General features: G+C 38.7%; 32 protein-coding genes. 28 read left to right on the top strand and 4 right to left on the bottom strand.

Annotation, left to right across the window (positions count from 1 at the left end; genetic code table 11):
* Positions 1-26 precede the first annotated feature (26 nt).
* From N480_RS00505 to N480_RS00490, 4 genes are all read right to left on the bottom strand, one after another.
* Entirely contained in the window at positions 27-326 is a 300-nt protein-coding gene (locus N480_RS00505; RefSeq protein WP_063370584.1) for an AzlD domain-containing protein, read from the bottom strand.
* Positions 323-1,006 carry an AzlC family ABC transporter permease gene (locus N480_RS00500; RefSeq protein WP_063370583.1) on the bottom strand — a complete coding sequence of 228 codons (684 nt, stop codon included), beginning with the start codon at positions 1,004-1,006 and terminating at the stop codon, positions 323-325. Before N480_RS00500 ends, N480_RS00505 begins: the two co-directional genes overlap by 4 nt.
* Positions 1,007-1,010: 4 nt before the next feature.
* Positions 1,011-1,811, bottom strand: a complete 801-nt coding sequence (locus tag N480_RS00495) for an AraC family transcriptional regulator (protein ID WP_063370582.1) — start codon at positions 1,809-1,811, stop codon at positions 1,011-1,013.
* 334 nt (positions 1,812-2,145) lie between these two features.
* Positions 2,146-2,460, bottom strand: coding sequence for a site-specific integrase (locus tag N480_RS00490; protein WP_063370581.1), 315 nt, complete (start codon positions 2,458-2,460; stop codon positions 2,146-2,148).
* A 266-nt stretch (positions 2,461-2,726) separates the two neighbouring features.
* Here N480_RS00490 and N480_RS00485 point away from each other — a divergent pair, with 266 nt between their 5' ends.
* From N480_RS00485 to N480_RS00350, 28 genes are all read left to right on the top strand, one after another.
* Positions 2,727-3,056 (top strand): hypothetical protein, encoded by a 330-nt coding sequence (locus tag N480_RS00485; RefSeq protein WP_063370580.1) that lies wholly within the window; start codon positions 2,727-2,729, stop codon positions 3,054-3,056.
* A gap of 113 nt (positions 3,057-3,169) precedes the next feature.
* Entirely contained in the window at positions 3,170-3,439 is a 270-nt protein-coding gene (locus N480_RS00480) for a hypothetical protein (RefSeq protein WP_063370579.1), read from the top strand.
* 89 nt (positions 3,440-3,528) lie between these two features.
* On the top strand, positions 3,529-4,023 hold the full coding sequence (locus N480_RS00475) for a hypothetical protein (protein WP_231102201.1): 495 nt from the start codon (positions 3,529-3,531) through the stop codon (positions 4,021-4,023).
* Positions 4,024-4,133: 110 nt separating this feature from the next.
* A complete protein-coding gene (locus tag N480_RS00470) occupies positions 4,134-4,424 on the top strand; it encodes a hypothetical protein (protein ID WP_063370756.1) in 291 nt (96 codons plus the stop codon).
* 106 nt (positions 4,425-4,530) lie between these two features.
* A complete protein-coding gene (locus N480_RS00465; protein ID WP_081231700.1) occupies positions 4,531-4,812 on the top strand; it encodes a hypothetical protein in 282 nt (93 codons plus the stop codon).
* A gap of 115 nt (positions 4,813-4,927) precedes the next feature.
* Entirely contained in the window at positions 4,928-5,524 is a 597-nt protein-coding gene (locus N480_RS00460; protein WP_196761431.1) for a hypothetical protein, read from the top strand.
* A 92-nt stretch (positions 5,525-5,616) separates the two neighbouring features.
* Positions 5,617-5,913 (top strand): hypothetical protein, encoded by a 297-nt coding sequence (locus tag N480_RS00455; RefSeq protein WP_155732725.1) that lies wholly within the window; start codon positions 5,617-5,619, stop codon positions 5,911-5,913.
* 70 nt (positions 5,914-5,983) lie between these two features.
* Positions 5,984-6,229 (top strand): hypothetical protein, encoded by a 246-nt coding sequence (locus N480_RS00450; protein ID WP_063370576.1) that lies wholly within the window; start codon positions 5,984-5,986, stop codon positions 6,227-6,229.
* Between the two features lie 188 nt (positions 6,230-6,417).
* Positions 6,418-6,771 (top strand): 2OG-Fe(II) oxygenase, encoded by a 354-nt coding sequence (locus N480_RS00445; protein WP_063370575.1) that lies wholly within the window; start codon positions 6,418-6,420, stop codon positions 6,769-6,771.
* A 693-nt stretch (positions 6,772-7,464) separates the two neighbouring features.
* The gene (locus N480_RS00440; protein ID WP_231102200.1) at positions 7,465-7,677 is read left to right on the top strand and encodes a hypothetical protein; all 213 of its coding nucleotides are present in this window, start codon (positions 7,465-7,467) and stop codon (positions 7,675-7,677) included.
* Between the two features lie 94 nt (positions 7,678-7,771).
* Entirely contained in the window at positions 7,772-8,512 is a 741-nt protein-coding gene (locus tag N480_RS00435) for an SMI1/KNR4 family protein (protein WP_231102199.1), read from the top strand.
* A 133-nt stretch (positions 8,513-8,645) separates the two neighbouring features.
* Positions 8,646-8,846 carry a hypothetical protein gene (locus tag N480_RS00430; protein ID WP_063370574.1) on the top strand — a complete coding sequence of 67 codons (201 nt, stop codon included), beginning with the start codon at positions 8,646-8,648 and terminating at the stop codon, positions 8,844-8,846.
* A 114-nt stretch (positions 8,847-8,960) separates the two neighbouring features.
* Positions 8,961-9,305 carry a hypothetical protein gene (locus tag N480_RS00425; RefSeq protein WP_081231698.1) on the top strand — a complete coding sequence of 115 codons (345 nt, stop codon included), beginning with the start codon at positions 8,961-8,963 and terminating at the stop codon, positions 9,303-9,305.
* Positions 9,306-9,413: 108 nt separating this feature from the next.
* Positions 9,414-9,887 carry a hypothetical protein gene (locus tag N480_RS00420; protein ID WP_063370573.1) on the top strand — a complete coding sequence of 158 codons (474 nt, stop codon included), beginning with the start codon at positions 9,414-9,416 and terminating at the stop codon, positions 9,885-9,887.
* A 161-nt stretch (positions 9,888-10,048) separates the two neighbouring features.
* On the top strand, positions 10,049-10,636 hold the full coding sequence (locus N480_RS00415; RefSeq protein ID WP_419554931.1) for a DUF6928 family protein: 588 nt from the start codon (positions 10,049-10,051) through the stop codon (positions 10,634-10,636).
* A 118-nt stretch (positions 10,637-10,754) separates the two neighbouring features.
* Positions 10,755-11,060, top strand: a complete 306-nt coding sequence (locus tag N480_RS00410; protein ID WP_063370572.1) for a DUF2695 domain-containing protein — start codon at positions 10,755-10,757, stop codon at positions 11,058-11,060.
* Positions 11,061-11,171: 111 nt separating this feature from the next.
* Positions 11,172-11,555: a hypothetical protein gene (locus tag N480_RS00405; protein WP_063370571.1), complete on the top strand. Its 384-nt coding sequence runs from the start codon at positions 11,172-11,174 to the stop codon at positions 11,553-11,555.
* Between the two features lie 65 nt (positions 11,556-11,620).
* Positions 11,621-11,836: a hypothetical protein gene (locus tag N480_RS00400; protein WP_063370570.1), complete on the top strand. Its 216-nt coding sequence runs from the start codon at positions 11,621-11,623 to the stop codon at positions 11,834-11,836.
* A 151-nt stretch (positions 11,837-11,987) separates the two neighbouring features.
* On the top strand, positions 11,988-12,128 hold the full coding sequence (locus N480_RS25170) for a hypothetical protein (RefSeq protein ID WP_155732724.1): 141 nt from the start codon (positions 11,988-11,990) through the stop codon (positions 12,126-12,128).
* Between the two features lie 103 nt (positions 12,129-12,231).
* Positions 12,232-12,552, top strand: a complete 321-nt coding sequence (locus tag N480_RS00395; protein WP_063370569.1) for a hypothetical protein — start codon at positions 12,232-12,234, stop codon at positions 12,550-12,552.
* 51 nt (positions 12,553-12,603) lie between these two features.
* The gene (locus N480_RS00390; protein ID WP_063370568.1) at positions 12,604-12,933 is read left to right on the top strand and encodes a hypothetical protein; all 330 of its coding nucleotides are present in this window, start codon (positions 12,604-12,606) and stop codon (positions 12,931-12,933) included.
* A 117-nt stretch (positions 12,934-13,050) separates the two neighbouring features.
* Positions 13,051-13,314, top strand: a complete 264-nt coding sequence (locus N480_RS00385; RefSeq protein WP_063370567.1) for a hypothetical protein — start codon at positions 13,051-13,053, stop codon at positions 13,312-13,314.
* 82 nt (positions 13,315-13,396) lie between these two features.
* Positions 13,397-13,789 carry a DUF6678 family protein gene (locus N480_RS00380; RefSeq protein WP_063370566.1) on the top strand — a complete coding sequence of 131 codons (393 nt, stop codon included), beginning with the start codon at positions 13,397-13,399 and terminating at the stop codon, positions 13,787-13,789.
* Between the two features lie 645 nt (positions 13,790-14,434).
* Positions 14,435-14,800 carry a hypothetical protein gene (locus N480_RS00370; RefSeq protein ID WP_063370564.1) on the top strand — a complete coding sequence of 122 codons (366 nt, stop codon included), beginning with the start codon at positions 14,435-14,437 and terminating at the stop codon, positions 14,798-14,800.
* Positions 14,801-14,901: 101 nt separating this feature from the next.
* Complete coding sequence (locus N480_RS00365; protein WP_063370563.1) at positions 14,902-15,234, top strand: hypothetical protein; 333 nt, start codon at positions 14,902-14,904, stop codon at positions 15,232-15,234.
* A gap of 518 nt (positions 15,235-15,752) precedes the next feature.
* Positions 15,753-16,271, top strand: a complete 519-nt coding sequence (locus tag N480_RS00360) for a hypothetical protein (RefSeq protein ID WP_063370562.1) — start codon at positions 15,753-15,755, stop codon at positions 16,269-16,271.
* A 122-nt stretch (positions 16,272-16,393) separates the two neighbouring features.
* Positions 16,394-16,690: a hypothetical protein gene (locus N480_RS00355; RefSeq protein ID WP_063370561.1), complete on the top strand. Its 297-nt coding sequence runs from the start codon at positions 16,394-16,396 to the stop codon at positions 16,688-16,690.
* A gap of 137 nt (positions 16,691-16,827) precedes the next feature.
* Positions 16,828-17,286: a hypothetical protein gene (locus tag N480_RS00350; protein WP_063370560.1), complete on the top strand. Its 459-nt coding sequence runs from the start codon at positions 16,828-16,830 to the stop codon at positions 17,284-17,286.
* The last annotated feature ends 59 nt before the right edge of the window (positions 17,287-17,345 follow it).

Raw genomic sequence — 17,345 nt, 5'->3', positions numbered from 1 at the left:
CTTTGGCCGCAGGGGCTTTTTTAGCTTCAGAAAAAGACAAAAAATACAGCTAGGCTTCCAAAAGTTGTGATGTATAGACTTTTAAATTTAAGTGCAAGCAAAATAGCCATTGTTGCACCTAAGATATAGGGATTATGAAGATTGGAAGCTAGCTCCCCGTTTTGCATAAATACAATAGGTACCCAAATAGCAGTCAGTACACATGGTGCGCTGAAGCTTAAAAAACGCTGAAACTTGGGACCAATGGTAAAAGGTAAATGCTTGGCCAAGAATAAATAGCGAGTTGCAAAGGTCACGCACGCCAGTGCAATAATCGTTGTGATCATGATTTATCCTCTTTGGCTTGGAGTAAATAGCCTGTCGTCATGCCAAGTAGCGCCGCAGCTACTAAACCAAACTCGAACTCTACAGTTTTGAAATACAACATGCTCAGCCCAGAGACAACACATGCAAGCAAGATGGGTAAATTCGAAATGCCCGGTACGACGAGGGCGATAAAAATGGCTGCAATGGCAAAGTCTAACCCTAAGTTTGTTAAGTCGGGCAAAAATTGACCCGCCACAATGCCAAAGAAAGTCCACAAATTCCACGCAAGATAAAAGCTAAAGCCTGCCACCAAAGCGTACACGAGGCGTAATTTACCCTGATAAGCGCGATGGTGATGAGAAAAAGCAAACAGTTCATCGGTTAAAAAGAATGCAATAGGCCCGCGCCATTTTAGCGGTTTATCAACCATTTTATTGCGTATTGATAAGCCATAAAGCAAGTGACGTGCACTAATGATAAAGGTGGTGATGAGCAACGTGACAAAAGAAACATCTTTGGCCATAAGCTCAATGGCCACAAGCTGCGCCGAGCCCGCAAACACCAGTAAAGACATGAGCTGCGCTTCGAGTGCAGAAAAGCCGTTTTGAATGGCCAACGATCCACATAAAATGCCCCAAGGCAGGACAGCTAAATTGAGTGGCAGCATGTCTAGCAGCCCTTTTTTAATTGCAATTTTCATTGTGTTAGCAAGCCTGTTTATATTGATTAGGCGTGATCCCCATATTCTTTTTGAAGTGTCGGCTAAAGTGACTGTGGTCGTAAAAGCCCACCGAATTTGCGACGTCTGAAATATTATCGCCGCGACGCAGCAGCGCTTTTGCATGGTTTAAACGGTGCTGAATCTGAAACGCATGGGGCGTCAATCCAATTTGGGCTTTAAAGGCGCGGACAAAGTGAAAATGGCTCGTGTGTATAAGAGAGGCGAGGTCACTCAAAGCGACGTCATCAAACAAATGATCAAGTAAGTAGGACTTTGCCAAGTCGATACGACATTGTATTGATTTTTGATCCTCTGCGAGGTCTAACTTTCCGGTGGCTGCACAGAGATTAGTTAAAAAGCCAACTAGCTGAGATTGTTTTTCTAATTGGCTCGCGGATGAATCTAAGGTGTTAAATAGCCCATGTAATTGCGATGCTAATACTGGGTCATACAGCACTGCGTCAGAAAAATAGGGGGCACGGTTTTTGGTGTTGTCCATGAGACTATTAAATAGCTCTGGTGTCGGGTACATCGATCGATATGATGACATACCTTCACAGGCTTTTCGACAATCGTGGACTTGCTCTGCATTAATCAATATTAAGCTGTTTTTACCCGCCAAATGTTGCCCGCCAGAGCGAAAAAAGCGCTGTGCGCCGCAATCGACCAGTGCCAGCGTATAACCGCTGTGGTTATGACGCCCAAAATCAGTTTTTTTATCAATATTATGAAGTACTTCCAAACCACCTAATTCGTGATGAAAGCTGAATTTTGATTGCTGCATAAACTTCCCCCTTACCAAAATCAGCTTAACGCAACTTATTCATTAGTGCTTGTACAAAATTGCGGGTTTGGCAATCTATGGCATCTAAGCTAGCAGATAATGTGTAAACATTTGAGATGGATAATATAGGTTGGTTTTCTCAGTGCTATGGCGATGTCATGTGCCGGCAGTGCAGCTCGCTCCCAAGGTCTTGAGCGGTGTATAACTCAGCTCGCTTAAATACTGGAAAGTGAAAGAGGCAAGACGTTTGATGGGATTGGAGATGTTATTTATACGCAAGGAATTGAACCCAATGTACTAGATGACAGAGCAATTGGTATTGTAACGCTTGTTGTTATGTTAGCAATGTTACGGCTTTTTGCTCTGTGAGCACAACGGATAGCTTTTGTTGGCGATGACTTTGATTAAACTTTAGCTCTAAACTCAGTGGCCGTTTAATAATCTCTTTGTACATGAATACAAGTGCTTTGAGCGCCTGAGCTTGCGTGTTTTCAGCCACGTTTAGTTGATTAGCTAGATGACTTAAAAATTGCTCTACAGCCTCTTCGTCAAGTGCATTTTGGGGCAACAAGTGATGGAAATGAATGATGACAGTGATCCAGTAAAGGTAACATGAAATGGTACTTTTGGCATTCCATTGTGTAAACATATGCGCTTGATTAATAGATAAAAATGGCGAATTCTAGTTGGATTGTTTATATGTATACAAATACAGTTAATGTCGCATACCAATTATCATTGATATGCGACATTTGACGTACTTTTATCAATTCTAATTTGGTGACATCTATTCAAGTTATTGTTACGGTTGGCATAATAAAATGTATACATGGTTAGTCGTTGCTATGCGGCGGAAATTCCGCTGTAGCTATGCGACTTTTGTCGTAGAATAATTTGTTATGTACCTAGGGTGATATGAAAGCACTGATTTCAATCTTACTTTTTTCTTCGTTGGCTTCATGCGGTTTCCAATCTATCAAATTGGTGGGTTATGGTAAAAAACTCGATGTTCCTGTTTATGAGGTCTGTTTCTTTGAGAAATTTGAAGAGTATCGGGCATTAACTAGTTATTTGCTCTCCGTAGAAGTAGAAAAAGCTGAAGGGCAAATTAATTACTTTGAATTAACAATTGATGGTAGAAAGACAGAAGACCCAGGTGAGGTTTTTACACCTAAGTCTTCCAAGGAATCAAAAGAATTTCTGGAAAATATAGTTAAAGAGTGTTCTGCTTACCGCGGTACATAACAAAGCAAATTAAAAAGTGCGGACACAAACCAGTTGGCTTGGTTCGTGTCTCCCCAATTTTAGCTAACTAATTTTTGCTGTTTATTTGCGGCGTTATGCATCAATAGAGTCATATGAACTACACGCTTAAATATAAAGATATCGAAGTAGGAAAAATCAAACGTGAGAGCGAGGATTTCCCTAATTTGTGGGGAAGCTTCACAAGAAGTGAGTCCCTAGCGGGTGAGGCTATTCTTAAATTTATTGAGCTATCTATTCAAGAGAGTAGTCTAATTAAAGAAGAGCATTTAAGGGATATATCCAAAGAAATGGATGTATTGGGAATGCAAATGGAACCCTATAATGTATTTCATAGATTCAGAGGGATGGGTATTAATATCTGAAGTCGGAGAGAACGAAAAAATATTAGTTCCATCATTCGAATCTACTAATGGTATCGTGTGGCGTTGGCTCATATAAATGCATAACAAGTTTGTTAACAGGACATTTTTGCTACGTTCCGTTTTGCGGTGGCTACGCCACTTTACCGCAAAGCTCCACTACACAAAAAATGCCTGTTACAAAGGCGTTATATGCTAAGGAAAATATGCAATTAATTTCACCACACATCCCTTTAGGCATCACTTTGGAACAAGGTTTAGAAATTTTGAAAAGTGTTAGCCCAGATATAGAATATTCGGAAGAAGAGAGTTTTTATAAAGTAACAACAGATTCTTTTTCTTGTGGCTTTTACGAGAAAAACAAAATGGTTAGTTCGACTTGGTTTGATGACACTCTAGGAAGAGATAGTGATAACGGCTTAAATCTAAAAGTTACACTTTACCTTGAAAGGTATGGTGAAATTCCTGATTGGGAAGATGGTGTTAATAATGGCTGGATTCAATTCTTTACAAATGCCAAATCGGGTGTTGATTTAGCTTATGGTATCCATAAAGATGTAATTAGATTTAATCAAACAAGCATATGACAAATGCATCAAAAATGACGTAAAACGCTTGGCTGGCGCTCACTCTTCGCTAATTTTAGCCAAGCATTACTTTGCCGTTTAACGCGGCGTTATGTTTTTCTGAGGTTCAATTGAAATTTGTAAAATACTCTTCGAAAGGTAACTCTATTGGTTTGGATGACAACATTGTTTCTTATTGGCAAATAAATGTACAAGGTGAAGTTATTCGAAGTATTGAGATACAATCTAATGGTGAACTGCTGAAATATTTGGAAGAGCATCAAGCTGATTCTTATGGTCAACTACCGGAAGGTATAATAACAAATGATAATTTAAATAATCAGAGTTACGGTACTTGTGAGTTTTTAACAGAAAGTGACTTTGACAAAATGTGGTCAAAAAAAGCAATAAACTTTAATTGAAAACATAACAAACTAGTGAAGAGGGGCGTGCAAAGCTTGGCTCGTTTCGCTTTGCCCACTAGTTTAGCCAAGCTTTATCCGCCACTTAATAGGGCGTAAGGTGCACATGGAAGATTTAGAGTTCATCTTAGAAAACCCCAGCGATGGTACAGTTATAATTGCTGGGTGCTATCGAATAAATGGTCAAGTAATGGATACCGACATTAAAAAATGTGCTTACTGTAATTCGGAGGTGATTTATTACGATGATTATGATGCATATATTTGTGCATACTGTAATAAGTGGTTAGAGAAAAAGTGTGGTGACTCAAATTGCAGGTATTGCTTAAATAGGCCAGAAAAACCACTTCCAAATGCGAATGAGCTTAGAAGGTTAAAGTATAACTAACAAACGCTATACCAAAGGACGCAAAGCAGCAGGCTTGCGTTCCTTGGTTGCTAATTTTAGCCAGCTATTTTGTGCTGTTTATTATGGCGTTAGTTATACAAAAGGAGATCGCGCATTGTTTGGATTATTTAAAAGGAAAAAGAAAGAAGTAGAGGTTGATCCACAATTTATTATGGTTACGGTAAATGCTCGTCTGCAACCAATGCATCGTGTAGAGATCTATGAGGATCCACTTGATGAAATTCTTTCAAAGGAATCAAAGTGTGAGGTTTCAGGTGGTGGAACACTACAATCACAATCTGGAGAAATTGAATGCTGTGATGTAGAAATCCAAGTTCCTGATTCTGAAGATTCAACCATTAGTTTAATAAAATCTTCGTTAGAGAAAATTGGTGTTCCAAAAGGGTCAAAAATCACAATAGAAGCTACTGATTTTGAAATCGAATTTGGCTCCTTGGAAGGGTTGGCAATCTACCTAAATGGTACTGATTTAGACGACGAGGTTTATACCAATAGTGACTCAAATCACGTTTACAGTGAACTTGATCGGTTAACTCAAGGTGTTGGCAAGGTGTATAGCTACTGGCAAGGCCCAACGGAAACAGCTTTCTATCTTTACGGAACTTCTTTCTCTGAGATGAAATTGCTGATTTCAGAGTTAGTTGAAAGCTACCCTCTGTGCCAAAAATGCAGAATTGAGCAAGTTGCGTGAAAGTGGCTAACAAGCGCATGTTACCGGATGGTTTTACCGCTGCGCTCCAAAACTGCCGAAAATGCTGGTGTTAGAGCTACTCGAGGTTCAATGTGAAAGATAAAGCAAAGAGAATTATCTGTATTGTCATAATAATTATATTGGCCGTAGTCAGTTCATTAACCGTAACCTTGTGTGGAGGTACATTAACTCAAAATAGGTTAGGCACAGGTTCTTGTTCTTTCGCCCAAGATGAATTCAATGGTTTAGCTTCTCCTTTTCAATATCAAACAGAGTTTATGGCTGTAACTGTGCTATTCATAATACTGTTTTTAATTGTTTTGGCTTGGTTTGCTTTTCACAAGTTATTTGGTAAATATAACTTTAACAAGCAATTAAATCGGGATTAAAAACTGCGGGCTTTTCGCTTAGCTCAATTTTAGACCACAATTTTTAACCGTTAATCGAGCGTTAGGAGCAATGGGTAGAATTCAAGAAAGCTTGTTTTATCGCTATCAACATGTTACTGGCCCAGGGTGTGTTCTTGTATCTATACAATTTACCGACACTGCTGTAAACGATATAAAAATAGTCAAGCTTTTAAGCAAAGATGAAGTAGGCGGCAAAATTCAATTTGATTTAGATAATCATATTAATGAAATAAAAAAAGGCGTAGAAAAAGCGAATAATGAGTTATCTGGCAATTTAATTATAGGCGCTATTTAAGTTGTTCCTAGTGACCACCCTAGAAAGACTCAGGCTGAGTTTACTGCTTATAAAATAGCTTGCCATGTAATTAAAAATGCACCTAACAAGTCAATCAATAAGGACGTAAAATAATAGGCTTGTCGCGCAGCCGCAGTGTAGCCTATAATTTTCTTATTATTAGAACGTTAGGTGTTTCGAGAGTTGAAATGTCGTCTTTAGAAGGATTGTTTCGTTGGGAACGAGGAAGGCAAAAATCGGGCTACGATAAAATGCTGATTTGTGGCGCTTATTGGCCTATAAAGTTCGATACTTATTTACTGCGTTTCCCTAAAGGTAGTGGAATTGCGCCTCATACAGATACAGTAAAAAGTGGCAAGCATTACCGTTTAAATATAGTGCTGAAAAGCGCTAAAGTAGGAGGTGAATTTATTTGTGTCAATCCTATTTTTGAAACAAGGCGTATTAAATTATTTAGACCAGATGAAAGCGAACATCAGGTAACTGAAGTCCAAGAAGGTAACCGTTATGTTCTCAGTATTGGGTGGGTTAGAAACACTTAACGAACAGTTCAAAAAGCGGACTAAATTAAGTTGGCTGATTTCGCTCCGCTTCATATTATGGTCAACTATACTATTGCCTCTCAATTGGGCGTTGGGCTTCCATGAACACTGAGCAGTATATCAAGCAGTTATTTGTCGATTCAGGGTGGTATGAAGGTCGATCATTCAAGGTTAAGAAGAGAGCCTTAAACATGTCTAATTCAGCTTACAAAAACGCTGTTTGATTACTGTCAGAATATGGTAGCCTGAGAGTCGGTAAAGTTGGTTCTGGGACGGATTTTGCAGCAAGTGACATCTGTTTTTGGGCCGAACCATTTGACTTTAGTAGCGAGTTTAATAACCAATGGGATAATTTACGTACATCCCTGTTTGCAATTGCATCTGCGCACCATGAGCATATGTTGTTACTTGTAGATGATAACAACGTCTTTTATATCTTCACTGATCCAGATGAGCAGCTTTATTGTATAGGTAGTTTCGAAGAGACCTTAAAGAAGGTGCTGTTGGGTATTAATTATGGTGTCGCTCTTGAAAAAGCCTAGCATAGCTATGAAGGTATAGCTGGTAAAAGACACATCGGCTAGGGCGTCCAACACTCCGTTTGCCTTGTTTGTCACTGCTCTCTACCATAACACAAGGCAAGCTACGAACAGGTCGCCCCTTATGGCGGAGTTAGGTATATAGGGAACTTGAGTGACAATTTATATCAAAGTTGAACAATCGAATGAAAAGCTAGCTCATTTAGCAAAAGACGATTGGGAGCTTCCTGTCCAGATTCAAGAGCTTGAGAGTTGGTTGTTGGAAAACCCTCTAAATTTAACACCTTCAAGTTATATTGCCGACGTTGGCTTTTCTATTAGGAAAATGCTTGTGGCGGTGGCGCAATTTTATCCTCTAAAGCTATGAGTATCATGAGAGAACTCGGTATTAAATTGTACTTATCTGAGTACGGTGAGTAATGTATACCTAACAAAGCAATTATGTGTGGGACGTCTAAAGTTTGGCTGGCGTTCATTCTTCGCTAATTTTAGCCAAACTTAATTCGCCCCATATTGCGGCGTTATATACCAAGGAAAATTTACACTTGAATCTACTTCAAAAAACAATACAAGAAACCCTACCTGATTCAATGAGCATACCTGAACCACTAGTTAAGTTATTTGATTGGATTGAAAGTAACGGATTGGCTGAAGATACAGTAATTGGTCGAGTGGGTTACCTTTACCCGATTGAGAAAATGAGAAATGAGTGGACTGACTCTCAAAGACCTGGTGGAACTTTAATCGAGTTTTATGCTGAGGCAAAAAGCGATGACTTTTACTTTGTGCACAAAGGTGTTGAAAATAGATTACGCATATTTGCCCGTACAGGTGGAGATGGTTCTGTAGCTGCTTTTTGGATTGATGATAATGGAGAGCAGAAAATTGTTCATATTGGCTCTGGCTCGGGATCAATTTTAGCCTGCGTTTTAGCTGATGATGCAGTTGATTTTCTTAGGTTAATTGCAATAGGTTACGATGAAATCTGTTGGAATGAGGATTTTGATAAGACTCCTTTCGAGAGCTTCAAGGAAAATGAATTTACTGTAAAGCCAAACTTAAAGTTTCAAGATTGGGTTGTTCATGAGTTTCAAACATCAATTCCAAAGACAGCTCTAGAAATAGTAAAAACTCCCGCAGAGTTTGGTGACGAAAACTCAGGGGATATATTTTGTGAATGGCTTGAGGAAAATGGTGCATAACACATTGCTCACGCTCGTTCGTAAACTCACTTGGACAATTAACAGTTGGTTTGGCGCTTCGCGCAAGAATAGCCAACAGTCAATTACCCCTTAGCAAAGCGTTATGTGACTGAAAGAAGGTTCAGAGTATTCAATGTCCGATAATAAAAAAATGACAGATGAAGAATTTTCCCAAATGATTACCTTACTTTCTAGATTCATAGACACGGAAATGGATCAATTTGAGAGTTGGAAGTTTGAGAGTGAATATGGGGTTATTTATGTGAATATTTCAATGTATGCTGCAGGAGATAGTTCAGCATATACTGATGTTACTAAGGCAATCAAAAAGTAGAGCTTGTAAGCGTCAAATAACAAGCCAATCAAGTCGGGTGCGTTCACCTCGTTCACAATTATAGTCAACTATTATCCGTCGCTTATTGGGGCGCTATCTTTAAGGGAGAGACATTTGAGATTAACTGGAAGTAGAGCTGAGTGCGAGTTTAGGGAGAAGTTACTTGCTTCAAATTCCATCTTAAATTTGAAATCTGAACGCTTAAACAGAATATTAATAAACGCTGGTCACGAAGTTAAAAATAGCTATGTGCTGCATCATATTCCTGAGCAATGCGAAGATATATTTGTGCTGGTTATTTCAGGCTCTTATATCCTAAATATTGAGCTCAATAGATTTGATGCGCAAGAAGAGCCAGTAATAGAACGAGTTGAACTTAATGATTATTTACACAATTTAAGTAAAATACATCAAATACAAATAGCTGTCGCTTTAGATTTAGTGAGAGCTCAAACATAACAAATGCGTCAACTGGACCAAAAAAGCTAGGCTTGGTTCGCTGCGCTTCCAATTTTAGCCTAGCTATTTCACCCTGTTACGCAGGCGTTAGCTGTTCAAAGGAAGTTTATGCTTAATTCCAAAGTTGTTTTTCTTGGAAGAACTTTATTTTTTGCTCTTTTGTTATTAATGAAATGGTTCACAACTGAAGACAAATGGTGGTCAGGGGGAATGGTATTTTTAATACTATCAATCTATTTGGTTCCTAGATCTATTTCTAAATTTCAAGGCCAATTTATAAGTTCAGTTGAACTAAAACAAAAAGGTAAAGCGGTTATATCTTCTATGAAAATGTGGTTCTTGGCTCAGAGCTACTTTCTGGGTTTAGCGTTTCTTTATTATTTAGTAATGGCTATTGTTGTAGCTATCGGAAAAATGTCTATTCATATCGAGGGCTTTGGGGTTGCTGGTGTATTTTGGCTTGCAAAAGTTGTAGGTTTATTATTGTCTAATGTTGTTTTTGTTCCGATAGTTTGTATATCTGCATTGGTTATATATAGCAAGTGTCAAAGTACAGCTAACAAACAAATCAACACGGACTAAAAAAGCTTAGCTCAGCTCGCACCTTGCTATTTTAGCCAAACTTTTTAAGCCCGGTATTTGGGCGTTATATTTTCGGCTCAGGAGGTTCAATTGGGTGCTAAGACATGGATGATTGTATACTCAGAAGGTAGTGCTTCTGAGATATTAAAATCAATTCCTGAATTGGATATCGAAAAACCAAGGAATGCTTAACTGAGCTATTTCCTGATCATAGTTTTATTCCTTTGGAAGATGGCGACTTGTCGTTTACGAACCTTGAAGAGGATGAAATATATGCAGGATATTACAACGGAGTACTTGTAATCGCAGCTACAGAATTTGGAATCGATTACCCTACGAAGATTCCTGAACGGTTTATAACGACGAAATTCGGGAGTACTATTCAATTGCATGCAATGCACAGTGCTTCTGGTTGGTTCGCATTTGCAGTTTGGGAAAATAAACAAATCAAACGGGCATTAAGTTTGTCGCCCGATAGTGGAATTCTAGAAGATGTAGGAGAGCAATATGACTTCGAGAAACCGTATTGGGAAGGTAAACATCCTGCAATAGATCCAGAAGACCAAGATGAAGGCGGGGAGGAATACTCGTTCTCATTTCACCCACTGGAACTAGGAGAGAAAGCTTTGAACTGCATGTATGGTTATCAGTTGGAAGGTTGTATTGACGACAGGTTGTTTGAAGCTGAAGAGGTACCCTTACTAAGATTTAGACGCACTCAGAATAGTCCTTGGTGGAAATTCTGGTAAAAAGTATAAAAAACAGTCAGTCAGACAAATTTCCGTTCACGCATTTTGCTATAGGCAAGCAAAGTTCGCGCCCAGTAACTTGTTGCTGTAAGTGTTATGTTTACTATGAGATCTGCTTGTGGACAAAGAACAGAAGAAAAAACTCAAAACTCAGTTCAAGCAAAATGAACATAAAAAATTAATTGCTTCATTGCCGTTATCAATTGAATTATTGAAAGAGCTCCTATCGTTTCTAAATAGAGAAAATGATCCAAATTGTGATCACACCCTCAGAGAAACAACGGATTTTTTAATTAGTCGTAATTTAAATCCAGATAAAATAATTCCTTGGTTAAATGAACATGGCGGGTTTTGTGATTGCGAAGTTATTTTTAATGTCTATGATGATGTCGGTGATATTGTTGGTTGGCACTTAGAAGAGTAAACATAACAAATGCCTCAAGGTAATCGGACACATAAAGGTTGGTTTGTGCTCGTACCTGACAAAGTTTAACCAGCCTTTATTTGCCGCTTAGGCGGACGTTATAGCTAATTCATGAATCCGAGCAACCGACTTCTTTTTGAGAGTGATAATTTCAGGCTTTATTCGTGCTATGAAAGTAGCTACTTAAAGTGCAAGAACGTTCCTGACAGGAAAGACGTACACATTTCTTGTTGTTATGGAGATCCATCCTCAGGTCTCATATCAACACATGAAGAGTTTGTTGCTGTTTCAGGCTGCGGTATAGCTATTTTTTTCATTGAGGACGGGTCTTCTTATGAGCTTGGTACAGACCCAGAAGATATCCTTTGGACCGAGGGTATCTACCAAAGCGAAATGGATACTCAGCATCAAGTAAGATTTACCGCAGAAACTAAAGACGGTCTTATTCGAGTTCATCGTTTAGACGTCAAATCCCGAGAACTTGAAGTACTATAGGTCGCTATAAGAATCCAATGAATCCGACCCAGTAAGCGCCATTGGGTCGGCATGAGGCCTATTTAATGGGCAGCGAAAAGGAGCTGTTAAACTTTGCTCAGAGTATAATTGACTCTGTAAAAAACGCTAAAAGTGATACCTTCTTGGGCGAAAAAGTTAGAACTAGTAAGCATATTTACGGGAAAGTATCTTTTGCAAGTGAAGTAAAATTTGATGAGGTTATTGTTACTGAAAGTGTTGAGCAAACAGACGAAATAGGTTGTAAAGTTCAAGGTATATAACAAACGCATTATTAGCCCGTTATGCGAGGGGTATTTGTGTTTCTCAAGTGACGTACAACTGGATAGAGATATGGAAAAATCTATAACTCTAAATCTCACGTCATTTTAAATTTATGAATATAATCAATGTGTTAAAGCAATTTGCGCGAGTATGGATGGTTGGTTAAGCGCTCCAGATTGGCCATTCTGGTATGGTAAGTTTGGTGACGAAAAGCACATAATGGCTTCAAGTGAACCAGTTATCTTGTTGCATCTGGAAATGTTGATGATAACCTTTGGACAAGTTGGCTGACTGTTTTTTGTTCTAAATTGACTTGGTCTTTGGTACTGAAATTCATGATGCTGAGATGTAAGATACATATTTAGCGCATTATTCATATCCTAAGGAAATTCATTTGAATTGTAGTAAGTTCCTTCAATTAACGTGCCATTCGACTGTAATTGCGGAATTGGAAATTGTCGGCTCTGAGCAACCGTGGATGGATTGTGAGTTCACTTCACTAGAAACATTTTCTGAGCATCGTGATTTCTTTTATGATTACCAAAAAACATACTCTAGTGGTACAGTCATGGACTGGGATGAGTTTTTTAATCAATTATCAAATTCTGGGTATAGGTTAAGTAATCAACACTATGAAATAAGAAGGTTTATTCTCATTTTGAGTGATTCTGAATGTAAAGCTAGGCTACGTGGGAAACGTGTCAAAAACACATAACAAACCGTTAAAAGTGGACAAAACTCAGTTGGCTAGTTTCGCGAAATAGTTATGCATCTACATTGGAAAATATTTACAGAGTCTGAGAAAGAAAAATCTGTATTAAAAGTCGCCAAGTGGTTTCACGATGAAATTGGTCTTGAGGCTGATAACATACTAATCCAGCCATACCATAAAGGAGGGGTGACTTATTCATTTAATACCGAGCTCCCAACTACTGAATGGTCAGACTCGGTCTATTTTGTATTGGCCTTGGGTCAAAGAGTTGCTCGTGGCTGGCAAATATTTAGTTCTATTGAAGAAGAGCTAGTGGCATGGTCAAATAAACCAAATATATCTGGCGCCACAAATGTACAAATATCTATCGATAGAACCGAGTAACAAACTAATTGGGCGAGGGACTGCTAAAGCTTGGCTCAGTTCCACTTCGCTAAGTAGTTTAGCCAAGCATTTATCGGCCCCTTATTGGGTTCGTTATGTTTCAAATAGGTGAGGCGCATGGAGAAAGTAGTTAGTCTTGAAAGCCATTTAGATATGTGGATGACTGATACATGCAATAGGTATCTTAATGTGTTAACTGAGCTGGGTGTGGTTGATAAGAAAAAAGTATCCAAACTGTCGAAACAGATTCTAGGAAAAAGGAACGAAATGCTGGATGAATACGTACCGATTTTCGTAGAAGAAACTTTCAAACTTCTTGAGAATAAAGATGTTGAAACTAAAAAAAGATATAACAAGCTGTTTATTGGATGGGCGCCTTAATGCTTGGCTGGCGCTCATTCTTCGCTAGCATTGCCAGGCTTAATTCGCCCCATAACAGGGCGTTATAACTACTTTTGAGGCCATGACTAAAGTTCAGGAAGAAAAATTAGCTAAATCTTATCAACGATTAGATTCGGTAATTGCTCGCAAGTTTTCTGTTTCCTATATGAGTAATGCAAAATGGGTTAAATTGCTTAAGGCGGCGGCATCATTTGAGCAGCTAAGCTATCGAATAACTTATAAGTTGGTTAACAATGACCAAATAAAAACCTCGTATTCAGAGCAGTTTGCGGAGCATGTTGATGATTATTGGTTTATTGAACCATCTATTTATAAAGAGATTGAGTGGTTAGAGTTTACGTGTGACGAAAACTACAAGGTAGGAAGCTTAATTGAGCATCTTACTGCTATTGCGAAGTTTCCAATTAGACAAACTCCTACGGGATATAAAGTTTTGGGGTATTCGAAGTTATAACTAACACTTTAGCCAAAGACGCAAAACAGCGGGCTTGCGCTCCTTTGTTGCTAACTTTAGCCTGCTATTTTGCGCCGATTAAGCAAGGCGTTAGCTGTTTAGGTGTAAGAGGATGAGTCATAGCGCCAATAAGGTGGTTCCTATTTGGACGATTGGTAATGCTTGGATATGGCCCCGCATCAGAGAACTGGAGCTAATCCTATAGAGTGTGACGTTCATCTTGAAATACATGGAAACCCAGAGAATGGCTATTTCTGACTAATTAGCCCCGATGGGTTTAGTACTGCAGACTACTGCTATGATACGTTAGAAGGTGCAAAAGAATCTGCCAATGAACTATTTGGTGTTAATGACAATGAATGGTCGTAAAGACTATCTAACAAGGCAAGTCAACATCAGCGCACAATTTTCGCGTGCGCTGGGCGCTCAACACTCCGGTTACTTTGTGTTGGCGCTGCGCTCCCAAATAACCCAAATAACTCAAAGCAACCAGAGCATTGTCTGCCTGTTATAGGGGCGGCATGCGTTTTAGGAGATTGCATTATCAAATATTCACTGTTGATCTTGAGCTTATTTTTCAGCGCATTTTCTTGTAGCACTGAAGTAAAATTAACTAGTTTTAACCAATACGGTGCCGCTCCTAGCATGGAGCTAGCTCTTTATCCAAGTAATGCAAGCTCACTTGAAGAAGTTTTCTCCGTAATAAAAATTAGCCGTAAAGAATTCTATGTGAGGCTCATTGGTGAATCTTCAGAAAATACCAACTCAGAGATATTTAACTTTTACCGCGATAAATTTCCCTATTGGAAAGGTGATTTAACTAAACAACCAAACTTGGTTGAACCGCTATTTGTTGATGCTCTTAAAAGTACAACATTGTATAAAACGCTTAATAAACTACTAAATGAGCATGGTTACCATATAAACAATGTTTCGTTTGAAAAATTGTTGTTTGATGACAACTCTATCAGCGTTCCAGATGTTTACATTGAGTGTGTAAAAAACACATAGCAAACGCCTCAAGCAGAAGGACGCAAAACAGCAGGCTTGCGCTCCTTCGCCGGTAATTTTAGCCTGCTATTATCCGCCGCTTAGACGGGCGTTAGGTGTACATGCGAAATTTTCTATTTTTGGTGATTCTCTCTACCTTTGGTTGTTCAGTACCGACAGGTTTTAACTATAAGCCTGTGAAGTTTGGTTCATACGAAGAAGGTTATGATGAAACGACTTTTGAAAATGGTGTTAATGTATTAAAAATTATATCTACGCAAAATCATAGTCGTGAAGTCTTAGAGCATTTTTTTCATTTCAGGGCTACTGAAAAGTGTAGAGGGTATAATTATCAACTTATTGAGTTATATGAAATGATTGATATATGTGCTGATGGAAAATGTTTTGAATCAGCATTGCATGGCAAGTATAAGTGCACGCAAGAAGCCAATTAAGCTGGGCACCTAACAGTTGGCTGTGTTCACTCCGCTCACGATTTTAGCCAACTGGTATTTGTCTCTCATTGGGGCTACACGTCCAGGAGGGAATAGCGAACTTTTCATTTAGGGTTTACGATGCTGAGGCAACAGGGTTTTTGCCAAGATATAGGTAAAGAAATGATCATACTTTACTCGATTTGCGAAGAAGAAGCCGTATTGAGAGTAAATCGACATTGATGTACTAAAGACGTTTTTGGTTTAGAGGATGAAGTTGTATATCATGAACCCCCAAGCTTTTGGGCGTAAAACACCTACCAGCATTCTGATTTGTATTGGTGGCTTTCCAACCAAAAACGTGTCAGCCTAGGTTTACCATCTCTAGAAGGTAAACCATTAAACAACGTATAACAAGCGTCTAAACAAATGGGCGCAAAAAGCTCGGCGTGCTCTCCATTGTTGCTAATTTTAGCCAAGCAATTGTGGGCTCCATATTGCGGAGTTAAGTAATTATGAATCGACCTTTGGAGTAAAAAATGGGTTTTAGGTTTCTTATAATATTTTTTTCATGTTTTATCTTTTTGTTTGGGTGCCAGTCAAATAATGTTATTCGCAAAACACAACTTTCACTTGAGTTAGATGAAATAAATGGAATAAAGAAATATCAAAAAGAAGAATATGCACAGGCGTTTGAGCTTTTAAAGACACCAGCAGCTTGGGGATACAAAGGTGCGCAATATACATTGGCATTTATGTTCTTGAAAGGCCACCACGTTGAGCAATCTACTTTGTTAGGTATGGGGTGGCTCGGTGTAGCCACTGAAATAGAGACTGAAGAGTGGTCTGATCAATACAGAGCTTTTTATAATGCAGCCGATCCCGAGTTTCAGAAAAAAATAGATAAAATTGTAGAGGAATACATTCTAAGGTATGGAATGAAATCTCAACACGTCGTGTGTAGTAATTCACCGACCATTGGATCTAGAGCCGTTAAACATGTTTGCACAAAATCCGATAATTTGAGTGTGATCTATGATATTGACCTAGTTGAATAATCGTTATCTAACAAACAGTTTAAAAGCGAGCAAAATTTCAGTTGGCTGGTTTTACTCCGCTTCACATTTTAGACAACTATTACTGAGCCGTTTAACGCGGCGTTATATTCCCATGGAGAACTATGTACTCTGAACCCTGGAGCGATATTGAAGATTACAGCTCTGCACACGAAGCAGTACTGTTAACTGAGATAGCAACCGAATTACCTGTTGGTCATGATTTGTATGGCAAAAGCACTAAAATACTCGCAAAGCGAGAAGACAAAGACGGTGTTTTAGTCGTTTGTGACAATAAGTTTTATATTGTTCATTTAACTTGGTCACAAAAGAAAGAAGTATTGCCTTATCCTGAAACGAGATCTTATGACTCTCTAGAAGTACTGCAAGAGCAGCTTGCTAAAGATAGCCTTTACTTTTGAGTGTCAGGGAATATAACAAATTAAATAAATTGGGTACACAAAACAGCAGGCTTGTGCTCCTTCGTCGCTAATTTTAGCCTGCTATTTTGTGCTGTTTACGGCAAGCGTTTTACGCTTTTTTGTGTAAGGAAGTATCTATGTATTTTTGGAACCTCAAATCGCTAGCTAAGGAGCTCATTGAGGATAATATTCATGACTGGCAAAAAGTAAAATACTATCTGGCGACGCTATATTTAGGACTCTTTTCACAAGGCGTTTTAGCCTATTTTATTGGTTGGAGGTTAGACGCGCTTGGCTTTGCTTCATACATTCCTGCTGCTTTCATAGTCTACTTTTATGTCGCAAAAATTTATAATTCCACAAAGAGCATAGAGGGAAAAATATCTCCATTAGAGCTATTTGTTGTCCTTGGATTTCCAGCTACTATGCGAGCTACCGTTGGGTTTTGGGTAATATACTTTGTATTGCTCTTACTTTATGGTATTTTGGAAACGTCTTATACTTACCTCGCGATTTTTCATTTTGCGCTCGTACCTGTTTATTACTGGTATTTTTTTCACTGTATTGAGAAAAGCATTGAATCAGCGCGCGAATAACAAAATGCATCAAAAATGGCTTCTAAGGCTTGGCTGACGCTCATTATTCGCTAAATTTT

Origin of the sequence: Pseudoalteromonas luteoviolacea S2607, from assembly GCF_001625575.1 — a bacterium.
In the GTDB taxonomy this organism is placed as follows: domain Bacteria; phylum Pseudomonadota; class Gammaproteobacteria; order Enterobacterales; family Alteromonadaceae; genus Pseudoalteromonas; species Pseudoalteromonas luteoviolacea_E.
The sequence above is the reverse complement of the archived record's forward strand: the minus strand, read 5'-3'. Positions and strand labels throughout refer to the sequence as shown.